This window comes from Alteribacter keqinensis (genome assembly GCF_003710255.1).
Classification (GTDB): domain Bacteria; phylum Bacillota; class Bacilli; order Bacillales; family Salisediminibacteriaceae; genus Alteribacter; species Alteribacter keqinensis.
In genome coordinates, this window is the sequence record NZ_RHIB01000003.1 from 227,695 (window position 1) to 240,263 (window position 12,569).

11 protein-coding genes and 2 pseudogenes are annotated in these 12,569 nt (G+C 40.4%); 10 read left to right on the plus strand and 3 right to left on the minus strand.

From position 1 onward, the window contains the following. Positions 1-9 precede the first annotated feature (9 nt). A pseudogene (locus EBO34_RS16345) lies at positions 10-296 on the plus strand (transposase); the annotation flags it as partial. A gap of 133 nt (positions 297-429) precedes the next feature. Here the strand turns inward: EBO34_RS16345 and EBO34_RS16350 are convergent. After that, entirely contained in the window at positions 430-834 is a 405-nt protein-coding gene (locus EBO34_RS16350) for a hypothetical protein (RefSeq protein ID WP_122900563.1), read from the minus strand. Positions 835-1,632: 798 nt separating this feature from the next. Between EBO34_RS16350 and EBO34_RS16355 the strand changes: the two genes are divergently transcribed. The 8 genes and pseudogenes from EBO34_RS16355 (at position 1,633) to EBO34_RS16395 (ending at position 9,986) form a co-directional block, all read left to right on the plus strand. Next, positions 1,633-2,952 carry a YheC/YheD family endospore coat-associated protein gene (locus EBO34_RS16355; protein ID WP_122900565.1) on the plus strand — a complete coding sequence of 440 codons (1,320 nt, stop codon included), beginning with the start codon at positions 1,633-1,635 and terminating at the stop codon, positions 2,950-2,952. 181 nt (positions 2,953-3,133) lie between these two features. Further along, positions 3,134-3,886 (plus strand): YheC/YheD family protein, encoded by a 753-nt coding sequence (locus tag EBO34_RS16360; protein WP_122900567.1) that lies wholly within the window; start codon positions 3,134-3,136, stop codon positions 3,884-3,886. A gap of 90 nt (positions 3,887-3,976) precedes the next feature. Then, positions 3,977-4,380: pseudogene (locus EBO34_RS16365) on the plus strand (protein adenylyltransferase SelO family protein); the annotation flags it as partial. Positions 4,381-4,604: 224 nt separating this feature from the next. Then, on the plus strand, positions 4,605-5,075 hold the full coding sequence (locus tag EBO34_RS16370) for a hypothetical protein (protein ID WP_142996799.1): 471 nt from the start codon (positions 4,605-4,607) through the stop codon (positions 5,073-5,075). A gap of 17 nt (positions 5,076-5,092) precedes the next feature. Continuing rightward, positions 5,093-5,578 (plus strand): YheC/YheD family protein, encoded by a 486-nt coding sequence (locus tag EBO34_RS16375; RefSeq protein ID WP_346725809.1) that lies wholly within the window; start codon positions 5,093-5,095, stop codon positions 5,576-5,578. A 180-nt stretch (positions 5,579-5,758) separates the two neighbouring features. Beyond that, entirely contained in the window at positions 5,759-6,511 is a 753-nt protein-coding gene (locus EBO34_RS16385; RefSeq protein ID WP_122900576.1) for a YheC/YheD family protein, read from the plus strand. A 259-nt stretch (positions 6,512-6,770) separates the two neighbouring features. Then, positions 6,771-8,099, plus strand: a complete 1,329-nt coding sequence (locus EBO34_RS16390; RefSeq protein ID WP_183163918.1) for a YheC/YheD family protein — start codon at positions 6,771-6,773, stop codon at positions 8,097-8,099. A gap of 237 nt (positions 8,100-8,336) precedes the next feature. Next, positions 8,337-9,986, plus strand: coding sequence for an AMP-binding protein (locus tag EBO34_RS16395; protein WP_122901394.1), 1,650 nt, complete (start codon positions 8,337-8,339; stop codon positions 9,984-9,986). 364 nt (positions 9,987-10,350) lie between these two features. On the opposite strand, the gene EBO34_RS16400 is transcribed toward EBO34_RS16395, so the two are convergent. Next, positions 10,351-10,608, minus strand: coding sequence for a hypothetical protein (locus EBO34_RS16400; protein WP_122900580.1), 258 nt, complete (start codon positions 10,606-10,608; stop codon positions 10,351-10,353). Positions 10,609-10,803: 195 nt separating this feature from the next. Between EBO34_RS16400 and EBO34_RS16405 the strand changes: the two genes are divergently transcribed. Beyond that, a complete protein-coding gene (locus tag EBO34_RS16405) occupies positions 10,804-11,178 on the plus strand; it encodes a nuclear transport factor 2 family protein (RefSeq protein ID WP_236784554.1) in 375 nt (124 codons plus the stop codon). 111 nt (positions 11,179-11,289) lie between these two features. Here EBO34_RS16405 and EBO34_RS16410 read toward each other — a convergent pair whose 3' ends face one another. Beyond that, entirely contained in the window at positions 11,290-12,348 is a 1,059-nt protein-coding gene (locus EBO34_RS16410; RefSeq protein WP_122900582.1) for a M14 family zinc carboxypeptidase, read from the minus strand. Between the last annotated feature and the right edge of the window lie 221 nt (positions 12,349-12,569).

Sequence of the window (12,569 nt, forward strand, 5' to 3'; positions counted from 1 at the left end):
CTGGTGAAGCAACAATATCATTCCGGTCTAAGAGGCTATGTAAACTGTCCGTTGCTTGCACAATATACAAACGGACGGAACCACAAAAAAGTTATTAGACGACACGTAAGGAGGACAGCAAGGAGAAAGTCAGGGAAAACAGGCTTTCAAAAGAAGGGGAGCTAATCTACAAAAAAAGAAAAGAAACAATAGAGCGAAGCTTCGTGGTCGTAAAACAACTGTACGGGCTTCGCTATTGCAGGTTGCGAAGCTTGAAAGGCGCATTGGAACAATTACAGTCGCAGTACAGAACGTAAGAAATCGTAATCGTAAGGTATTACTTCTGCATAAAGAAACCCACATACGATAAAAAAACGTGTATAGGTTTCCCAACAACACTGAGCCCTTCCTAATATGAAGAGATTTTTAGGATGCATCGACTATCAAAAATTAGCCTGGTTCACATATGTTTCGTAGTTTTGTTAATTCAGAATGAAGAACCCTGTGCTCTGGATTGGATATTAAGTTATCATTCTCATCAATGTGGTAGCCCCATACTGAGAATAGTGCTCCACTCTTTATACTAGAAATAAAAACAACTTCAAACTGGGCAGGAACAGGAATTCCCTCTGCCTCAAAGTTCACAAAATTAAAAGTTGACTCGCAAGAATCAAGATTAATTACACCTGTATCAAAAAGGAGATCTTTTCCACCGTTTAAACCATATACCTGTGCTCGGACGGAAATTGGAGAATTACTATCGTTTAAAAATTTTAGCGCGAGTACCTCTGTACTATTGAAATACGCATTTTCGATTGGACCAGTGGTGAAAAAAAAGGGGCTGACAGTACCCATTACAAACCACCTCCTTCCTGATTATAGTAATAATTTATGAGGCTTTTAAAAATATGTAATAGTTAAATAGCATATTTCAATAGTACATTCTAGTGCCTTTTCTGGTACCGATTTTACATTCCAAAGTTTGTCGGAAGGTGTTTTAAACCACTTTTTTAAAAGGACTTGGTAATGTTGGTATTTGGAAATGTTAAATTTTAACCTCTTGTGCTTACACGATTAAACCTCTTATTGAGAAACTTCTGAGTATCTTGCAAAAAAACAAAGCTGATTATACGAATATCTCCAGAGCACTTTCATTTAATTTGCCGGTTTATGAATTGTCCTGCTGTGCAGAGTTTAATGAATGGTAGGAGCAGTGGCAGTCAACGGGGGACAGGCTGGAATTTTATAATAATGTTCGGCCCGTCCAAACACCTTCTCATGCCTGCACTCCAAGTAAAGCCAGTGACAGTGCACACAGACTAGTAAAAAAATTATAAGAAAATTAGAAGGTCCTATTCTTTATTAAAGGTGTCCATCACCCGTTTTTAAAAAACCCGTACCACTCTTGACAGTTTTGTTCATATCAGGCCGAAGTGAGGCCCGCATAAAACATCCACCTGTAGCGTCATTTATCAGAAGGTGTCACCAAAATCATCATTTTTGGGACACCCTCTTTATTTATAAAAAAAGCGGTTAAGACAGATTTTTGAAGAACTCCTTCCTTATTTTACTTACTAGTCTTATAACTACAGCATTTCGAAGCTTGGCTCATAAACTATAGAAGGAAATAAGATAACGGAGGTTCAAAGTGTTATGACAATAGTTTGGGTAAAAGTTTTACAGAGTGAATCCGGGAATAGCCACATTGTTGTACCAGAGGAATTTCCAGAGACATTTCGTAAATATAACAGTATTCAGCATGGTTTATTACATGTTTCTTGTGAGATCATCACAAAAAAAGGAACTGGTGAGAGTGGAGATATTGATAGTCCTTTGACTCTCAACTTTTCAAAAGAGGTTATGGAAAAACTTTATTTATTTCCAGGTGTTAAATATCAGGTTATCGCTAAGGGTGACACAATAAAAATTGGGCCACTGACCGGTATGACTGTTTCAAATGACAAATCCACAGGAGTTAAAAGAGTCAGAGATTATAGCAGAACCGGTGGCATCTTTGTTGCTTTTAAAAAGAGTAATATTAATTGGGAGGCTAAAACAGTAGTAGGCAGGGTTTATGCAGGAAACGAGAAAAAATGGCAGTTGGCTACCGTCCCGTTGCCTGATGTTATCTATCGAAGAGGATCAAAATTTTCGGATGAACTGATTACAAAATACAAAGAAATGGGTGGCACTCTCTTTAATACGAGACCCCTTTATAAAGGAAACCTCGACACAATACTCTCAAAAGATGAAACATTAAAGGAATTTATTATCGAACAGCGAGATGTAAACACCATAGGAGATATATTCATTATGGTGTACCGGTTTAAAAAGATTGTTATCAAGCCAAAAGCCGGAGTAGGAGGGAACGGTGTATTATTTATCGAGAAAATAGGGTGGAACAGGTTTAAGGTTGCGGACTATAAAAATGTGAGAAATGCAATGAAGAAAATTCTCTCAACCAATCAACTAATAAGCTTTATAAAGGAGCGAAATCTTAGTAATGGCCGTTTTATCGTTCAAAAGTGGATACAATTTAAAACTTACAAAGGTAACCCCGTTGACATTCGTGTTCATATGCAGAAAAACGATGAAGGCTGGGTTTGCAGTGGCGTTGAATGCCGTGTGGCCGCTTCGGGGCAGCAAGTAACGAATCTGGCTAAAGGAGGGGAACCACTTACTTTTGAAACAGTTATGGAGTCGGAACCTGAAATCGACGAATTGAAAGATAAGCTCATAGCGGTATGTAAAATGATTGGTGAGGCCATTGATCAGGCGTATCCAGACGACTGCTTTGCAGATATAGGCATGGATGTTGCACTGGATAGTGCAGGAAAGATATGGTTCATCGAGGCGAATTGCTGTCCATTATTTAAAGGGTTCAAAAAAATTTCCCCATTGTCTTACCGGGCCATTTGTCAAAGACCAATTTATTATTCAACGTCAAAACAGGGATTTATTATTGACCTATAACAAGACACTCAACCTTCCTGGGGAAGGTTTTTTGATGTGAGTCGGGTTGTAGTATAGTCTTCTTCGTTACAACAGCTGAATTATAGATTGAGCAAGGGTAATGTATGTGTTTATCAGTGGCGAAGCAGGTTGAGGTGAATATGCTGGAAGTAGAGTAGAAAAGAAGAAAGGGGGTGAAAGTGTGGGAAGATCGAAATCAAAATATACGAAATATAAAATAATGAAAAAGAATCAATTTCTGATAAACTACCTTCCCGAAACAACTCTTTACACCAGAAAGAGAATGCTGCGCATGCTGAGTAAATACAAGGAGGTCATTATTAAGCCGAATGTAGGAAGGCTTGGACAAGGAGTAATCAAGGTATCTGACCTTGGGGAAAAATATAATCTTGGAAAAAAGCAATATGAAGTTCGTATACGAAATACTTCAAAGTTTTTTGATAGTGTTCCATCAATGCTTAATCACTTGAATCATATAAAAAGCAGAAAAAGTTATGTTATCCAACGGTACATTCCTCTGCCTTTAATAGATGACCAATCATTTGATATGCGTATCATGCTGCAAAGGAAAAGGAGGTCAAGGGATTGGGTTGTTTCTGGTAAAGCAGTAAAGGTTACGTTAAAAGAATATTTTGTATCAAATGCCTGCATCCAAATAGAAACGTTAGAAGAAGCGATCAGGAAATCTTCTTTGAGAAATTCTTCATCTGAAGATAAAATTAGTAAAGAAATTGACCGCTTGTCGATTATTCTTGCAAGGCATTTGCAAAAGTATTACAAAAAAGATAAAGAAATTGGTCTTGATTTGGCGATTGATAAAAACGGACGCCTGTGGATTATCGAAGCGAATTTCAAACCTATGATTAATATGTTCCGACATTTGAAAGATAAAAGTGTATACAAGGAGATCCGTTCGTATCGCAAAAGAATGTAAGGGCTACTGTTTAGGTGGTCTCCTTTTATTTAAACTGACCGTCTTTAATGGACTGCACATAATTCTGTTTTTAAAGTAAATGTACAACTAGAAAAAGAAGAGGAATCTCTTGTTGAGAAACTTCTGAGTGTCATGCAGAAAAACAAAGCTGATTATACGAATACCTTCCGTGCCCTTTCATTTGATCAGCCTGTAGATGAATTGTCCTGCTCTGAAGAATTTAATGAATGGCATAGGCAGTGGCAGGCACGGTTGAACAGGCAGGAAGGTTCAAAAGAGTCTTCCCGGGAATTAATGCAGCAAACCAACCCTGCAATTATTCCTCGCAACCACAAGGTGGAAGAGGCTCTGGAAGCTGCTGGTGAAGAAATTTCAGTGTTATGCTTCGCCTTCTTGATGTTTTGTCGAAGCCTTATGAAAAAAATCCGGATAAGGAATGTACAAGTCCTCCGGTACCTTCTAATCGCCCCTACCGTACTTTTTGCGGAACATAAATCATTTTACGAACGCTTCCTTTATGCAGTATATAAAGGAAGCGTTTTTTGTTGTTCGATGGGAGCAAATACGACAGTCAGGTGCGTACTTCCAACCTTTTTTAACGAACTAGTCTTATAACTACGGCATTTCAAAGCTTGACTCATAGACTATAGAAGGAAATAGAAGACGGAGGTGCACAAAGTGACGACAGTATTATGGGCAAAAATGATAGAAAGTGAATGTGAGTATAACCAAATTGCTGTACCTGAAGGAATTTGTTGAGAAATTTTATACCCATACTAGTATTCAACATGGCTTGCTGCATGTTCCCTGCGAAATCACAACAAAAAAAGGGTCAGGAGAAAGTGGAGAAATTGATAGTCCTTTGACTCTCAGCGTTTCAAAAAAGATTATGGAAAAGCTTTATTTGTTTCAAGGTGTTAAATATCAGGTTATTTTTCAGGGATCTTCGATAAAAATTGGTCCACTGACCGGTATGACTGTCTCCAGTGACAAACCCACAGGGATGAACAGGGTAAGAAATTATCACAGAACCGGTGGCATCTTTACTGTGTTTAAAAAGAGTAATATTGATTGGGAAAGTAAAACAGTAAAAGGCAGGGTTTATACAGGAAACGAGACAGAGTGGAAGTTGGCTACCGTTCCGTTACCTGATGTTATCTATCAGGGTCAAAGTTTTCGGATGAACTGATTACAAAATATAAGGAAATGGGTGGCATTAATCAACTAATAAGCTTTATGAAGGAGCGGAACCTTGATAGTGGGCGTTTTATCGTTCAAAAATGGATACAATTTAAAACTTACAAAGGTAATTCTTTTGACATGCGGTTTCATATGCAGAAAAACGATAAAGGCTGGGTTTGGAGGGTTACAAACCTTGCTAAGGGTGGAAAGCCTCTTCCTTTTGAAACCGTTATGGAATCAGAACCAGATACCGGCAAATTGAAAGTTCCACTCATAGCAGTATGTAAAGCGATAGGTGAGGCTATCGATCAGGCGTACCCCGACGACTGTTTTGCAGATATTAGAATGGATATTGGAATAGACAGCGAGGGAAAAGTATGGTTTATCGAGGCGGACTGCCGTCCATTATTTAAAGGATTTAAAAAAATCTTCCTGTCATCTTACCAGGACATTTGCCAAAGGCTAATCTATTATTCAACGTCAAAGCAGGGATTCATTGTTGCTTCATAATAAGAGAGTTGAACCTTCCAAGGGAGGTTTTTTTTTTGCGCCGGGTTGTAGTTCAGCTTTCTTCGTTACAACAGCTGAATTGCAGATTCTGCAAGAGAAATATATGTGTTTGCCGGTAGCGAAGCAGGATGATGAGAATATGCTGGAAGTAGAGTTGAAAAGTAGAAAGGAGGTGAAAGTGTGGGAAGGTCTAAATCAAAATATACCAAATATAAAATTATGAAAAAAAATCGTTTTCTGGCGAACTATCTTCCAGAAACGTGTCTTTATACAAGAGAGAGATTATTGTTAATGCTTGGTAGACACAAGCAGGTCATTATTAAACCGAATGTAGGAAAACTTGGCAAAGGGGTTATCAAGATTTCTGACCTGGGAAGGAACTATTTTTTTGGGAAAAAACAATATGAAGTTCATATAGGCAATACTTCAAAAACATTTGATAACTTTCAGTCAATGCTATTCTACGTAGAAAGAATAAAAGACCGGAAAAAAAACGTCATTCAACGGTACATTCCTCTGGCTACGATAGATGACCAACTATTTGATATGAGGATCATGCTGCAAAGAAAAAAAAGGTCAAAGAATTGGGTTGTTTCCGGAAAAGCCGTAAAGGTTACTTTTGAAGACTACATTATTTCTAACGCCTGCATCCAAGTTAAAACATTAGAAGAAGCGATTGGCGAATCTTCATTGGAAGGTCGTGTATCCGTCGAACGGTTAAATCAAAAAATTGACTATCTGTCTATTATTCTTGCAAGGCATCTGCAAAAGTATTACAAAAAAGATAAAGAGATTGGTCTTGACTTGGCAATTGATAAATACGGACGCCTGTGGATTATCGAAGCAAACTTCAAACCTATGATTAACATGTTCATGGGGATGGAAGATGAGAGCGTATACAATAATATCCTTGCCTTTCGTAAGAGCATGTGACGTCCGGTTAAAGTCAGAATCAAACTGAAAAAGACTTGCTCGCTGCTCATAATAGAGAGTGGCGGCTGCGCTTTTATTCAGAGAGCGATACATGAGACGGCATTATACCTCATGAATCGCTCTCTTTTTTTATGGAGGCTGTGCATAACTGTGGGTAAGCTCGCACAGATTCCTCTCTGTTAGGTGAATGCTCGGCCAAAAAAATGAACCGGTCATAGAATAGAAAGAGGTTAACTACATGAGACAGAGAGGGAGACAGATGTTTTCAATTTGGATTAAAATCAGGAATGTAGAGTGTGAGAAAAGTGATGTACAGCTTCCAAGGAAGTTTGATCATCTGCTCAGTCATTTGGCGTATGTTCAACATGGGTTGCTGACACAGCCATGTAAGTTTAAGATACGGGACGTTGAAGAAGAGGAGAAAGGGACCAGGGAATCGCCATTAATGATAGAGATGCCCCGTTCAATGATTAAGAGCCTGTACATTATTGAGGATCTGCCTTTTCAGGCAATTGTTATTGGCAGTACACTCAAAATCGGACCGGTTACAGGGGTTATAGTGGATAAATCTGATCGGGTAAGTGGGACGGCCCGAAAGGAAATAACCCACGTTATTGGAGGAATACTGGTTTTTTTAAACAGAAAGAGTATAAACCTCGTTAATAAAACCGTGGCAGGAAAAGTGTATGATCACAAAAACAGAGTGTGGATTGGAAGAACGGTTCCTTTACCGGAAGTGATATATGTAAGAGGGACTTTGAAAAAATACCGGCATTTGCTGCTGGATGAGTATCGCAGAATGGGGGGAATCTTGTTTAACACAAGGCGTCATGACAAGTATGAGATCGAACACCATTTAGGTGGCATAATAGAGTTAAAAGATGCTTTTATTACAAGTACCTTGATTGAAAACGCCGACAGTGTTATTCATTTTTTGAAAGACAAAAAAAAGGTTGTACTCAAGCCCTCAAAAAGTAAAAGGGGAAAAGGAGTAATCTTCATTGAAGAGAAAGATACTGATATTTATCAGATCTACGATTACAGGAAAACGAGAAAAGCACGTCAGCAGGTAGTCAGCCACCAGGAACTGCAGACGTACTTGAACCAGTTAGCAACGCGTAAAAGATATATAATGCAAGAGTGGATCAGCTTTTTGCAGTACAGAGGAGCCCCTTTTGACATGAGAGTTCACATGCAGAAAGATGAAGGCAGTTGGATATGCAATGGAATAGAATGCCGGGTTGCCAGAGCAGGAGAAAAGATCACGAATGTATCGAAGGGAGGAAAAGCGATCTCATTCAGCCAGGCAATGGGAAATTGTTCCGAAGAAACAAGGGACATGGTTAAGGAGAGGATCCTTCATTTCTGCGATATGTTTTGCACTCATTTAGATCAAGCTTTACCGGATGATCACTTTGCGGACGTTGGTATGGATATTGGTCTGGAAAAAGATTATACGATCCGCTTTATTGAAGTCAACTTTTCACCTGCGTTTAAAGGTTTTCGGCGTTTTAACAGGCTCATGTATAAAAAAATCAGCTGGCAGCCACTTCTTTATGCGGCACAGTGTCAGGGGTATATAAAATGAAATGTCATCGCCTTCCTTCATGAAAAGTGAACCAAACGAAAATGGATCGTTTATGGAACAAAATAAGAACGACCATAATGCAAAGCATGGATAGATCTGGGCAAGGAGAACAGGAAAACAAATAATTCAACTCCAGAACAGACGAAACATTCTGAAATCTGATTGACCAAGCGCTCATTCAACCTCTATAATCACAGTAACAGGTTAATTTAATAGGAGGCGTTCGATATGGCAGAAATGATTCATTCAACAGTAGGGAAACTTCTGGAAGACACAGTTGCAAAACAGCCCCATCACGATGCATTGGTCTATCCTGACCGGGGGCTTCGTCTTACATATGAACAGTTTGATAAAGAGTGCCGCAGAGTTGCGAAGGGACTTATGAAGCTCGGCATAGAGCGTGGCGAACATGTGGCAATCTGGTCTTCAAATAAACCGGAATGGGTAACAACTCAGTTCGCTACGGGAAAAATGGGAGCTGTTCTTGTAACCGTTAACACGAATTACCGAACCGCTGAGCTGGAGTTCCTGCTCAAACAGTCTGATGCCACGACAATTATCCTGATGGATGAATATAAAGGAGCATCATACCTTGATATGCTTTACGAGATTGTACCTGAGCTGAAAGAGTCTGAACCCGGGCAGGTGCAGTCTGAACGCTTGCCATACTTAAAGAACGTGATTTTTATGGGCGAGGAAAAGCATCCCGGTATGTGGAGCTGGCCTGACCTTTTGGCAAAAGCTGAAGAGATTTCGGATGATGATCTTAACGAACGAATGGAAAGCCTTGAGCCGGATGATGTCATTAATATGCAGTATACATCGGGTACGACAGGATTTCCGAAAGGGGTTATGCTGACGCACAGTAATCTGGTTAACAACTCGGCGAATATTGCTGAGTGCATGAATCTGTCAAACGAAGACCGGATGTGTATCCCTGTTCCGTTCTTCCACTGTTTTGGCTGTGTTCTCGGTACACTCGCGTGTGTGAATGCTGGTGCTGCCATGGTCCCGGTACAGGAGTTTACCCCAAAAGCAGTATTGGAAGCGGTTTCTAAGGAGAAATGTACCGCTCTCCATGGGGTGCCGACGATGTTCATCGCTGAACTGAATGAAAAAGCCATAGACCAGCATGACTTTACACACCTTCGAACAGGGATTATGGCTGGTTCCAACTGCCCGGTGGAAGTCATGAAAGGTGTCATTGATAAAATGGGAGCAGAAGAAATGACCATTGCCTACGGTCAGACAGAGTCATCCCCTGTTATTACACAGACCAGGGTAAATGATTCCCTTGTACGAAAGACGGAGACTGTCGGACGGGCCCTTCCAAATGTAGAAGTGAAAATTGTATATCCGGGCACAGATGAAGAAGCACCACGCGGACAGCAGGGGGAATTATGCACTCGTGGATACCACGTGATGAAAGGCTATTATAAAGATCCTCTTGCGACAAAAGAGGTGATTACAGAGGACGGGTGGCTCAGGACAGGTGACCTGGCTGTGATGGACGAAGACGGCTATGTAAAAGTAACAGGAAGACTGAAAGACATGATTATCCGTGGCGGGGAAAATATATATCCCCGTGAAATTGAAGAATTTCTCTATCAGCATCCAAAAGTACTGGATGTTCAGATTGTCGGGGTCCCTGACCAGAAGTACGGGGAAGAAGTATCCGCATGGATCGTTCTAAAAGAAGGAGAAACGGCGACGGCTGATGAAATTAAGAACTACTTTGATGGCAGAATAAGCAAGCACAAAATCCCCCGCTACATTGAGTTTGTGGATGAATACCCGATGACAGCTTCGGGAAAAATCCAGAAGTTCAGGCTGCGGGAAATGGCAGTGGATAAATTATCAAAGCCGGGGGCTGGGGTGGAAAAATGATAGGTGTGAGGTTAAGTAAATTCTCTCTACGAAAATAATCGATAAAAAGCTGTCATAAATACCCGTACCTTTTTCTGTAAGAATAGAAACACATAATGAAAACGAGAAGTAATCATAGTGATTTCTTCTCGTTTTTTCGGAGTTAAAAAATATATACTATTTTTAGTTACAAAGAACAGCCTCTCCGAAGCAACTGGCGATCCTGTTCAATCCACGCTCTTATCAATTTTGCATCGGGCTTTAAAGAGGAGAGTAGCTACGTTTATTTTCAGAGTCAGAGGGTCCTATAAAGTAAAAACACTATTATAGGACACCACTGATTACTCATCAATTTAATACGATTGTCAAACTTTAAATGAGAGAGTTACTCTGGCGTACAAGCTCCCTCTGTAGTATTAATTGTTAGTTCAGCTGTAAGACCAGGTGCTATTGTAATATCTACTACAGCATCAATGCTTGGACACTCTACTGTTACAACCACTCCTAATACTTCAATAACTCCTACACCAGCAGCATCAACTGGAAAGGTGAACAAACCTAAATTTACATCAGCAGCAATTTCTGTTCCTAATAATGAAATATCAGCAGTAACTTCGGCACAGCAAAAATTTAAAAGTCCCATTCGCTTCACCCCCTTTCGGTCTTTATGCTGTATTCTATGAAAAATGACGATTAAGAGAATGTACGTTTCTCCTGGTAGAAACGTACATTTTTCATAGGAAGTTAAATTTTCAGGGGGCATTCCCATGACCATAAGTTAAAGCAGACTGACCTCATATAAGCTTTGATTTACATAAAAGAATGAAAGGTGATAAATATGGTGAAAGAAAACACTCAATTGAAAGAGCGTATAAAAGAGCTGGAAGTTTCTCTTCTCAGTCCTGCCGTACGTACGAACCCGGTAAAAATAAATGAACTTCTTCATGATGATTTCTTTGAGCACGGAAGTTCGGGAGTGGTATTTTATAAAAAAGATTGTACTGGTGAAGGGGGAGTAGGGGTAAGAGAGATGACTCTATCCGGCTTCTCTTTGCATTCTTTGGGGGAGAATGATGTTCTGGCAACGTATGTATGTGATGACCAAACACGAAAGGTCAGGTCATTACGAAGTTCTGTATGGAGGTTTGAAAGTGGACGCTGGCAGATGTTTTTTCATCAGGGGACGGTAATGAGAGATAGCAGCCAGGTTTAATTAAGTCAAAAGAAAACTCAACACCTTTAAAACTAAGAATACTATATAACGGCTTTCCCGAAATATGAACGAAAACCAGACGCCCTGTATATTAGCGCCTGGTTTTTCGTTTTATTCCTGCCCTTCTTCCTGATCTCTGTATTCCTGATAAGGAAGGTCATCCCAGAAGTTGATATCTGCATCGTGAATCGATCCGTCAGCAATGGCTTCCATCGCTGCTTCCATGGATACGACAGCCTGTTTAATTAAGTATCCGTTACTCTTCTGGCCAAGAACAGCTTCTTCACGGCTGTTATCCGTCATGCCGCGCATTTCAAATAGTAAGGTAGAAAAGTCATATTCATAAGCAAGGCCGTTACGGGCGATGGTGTTTGCATCCCCGCCAGGGTATTTAGCAAGGTGGCCCCATCCTTTAGCAGTTACAGCGTCATAGATGACACTTCCAAGCTGCTTGGACCCGATCACAGTTTCTTCACTTACACCAGGATTAGTTGGATAAAGCATGGAACCGGATACATAGCGGTCATCGAGGACCGGTGATGTCCCTTGGTGATGGAAATCAATTAAATAATCAATATCGTATTTCTGCAGAACGTTCTCATGAAGCGCAATGGTTTCAGGCTGAGTACGGTCATTGTGGTCACGGTTTAAATCCACTTCATTGGCGTTAAAACGGGTGGACGTTCCCCCTGCTGTGTAATCACTGATGTCAAAGTTCACATCACCCTCAGCCCCGTCAGGGTTAATGCGCGGCACAAACAAGACGTTTACCTTTTCTTCAAGCTCGCGGACGTGACGGCTGTTTCCGCTCAGGTTTTTAATGACATGAAGAGCGCCTTCCGTGATCATTTCTTCGTTACCGTGCTGTTGGGTAAGGAAAACAATCGTTGGATTGTCAGGGTTATTTCCGAATTTTACTAAAAAGAGGTCACGTTCTTTTACGGACTGACCGATCACTTCCAGTTCGAGACGGTCAGAGCGGTCTGTAACATGGTAGAGAAAATCAGACATTTCTTCGTACGTCTTTACCCGGTCTTTGTTGATGGACTGGTTCGGGTTGATGTTCGGTCCGTTTCCGACTGCACCAGCCTGCTGAAAGGGCAGGGCTGCCAGTAAAAGGACAAGCGTGAGCGCACTTGCAAAAACGAGTTTCATGATGTTTCGGTTCATAATATAAAATCCCTCCTGAAAATAGTGTCGACTACGGTTTCGTTATTTCGACATCCATTTCCTTCGAGAATCGAATAAATAAGACCATCTGATTATCTCCTAATTTTCCATCACAGGAAATCAGAAGCATTTTATGTAAAAATGAGGTAAAAATGTCAGTCCGGAGAACCCGTTAATATGTAATCCCTTTTCACACAGGGTCTGCCCCCAAGGCATAAACG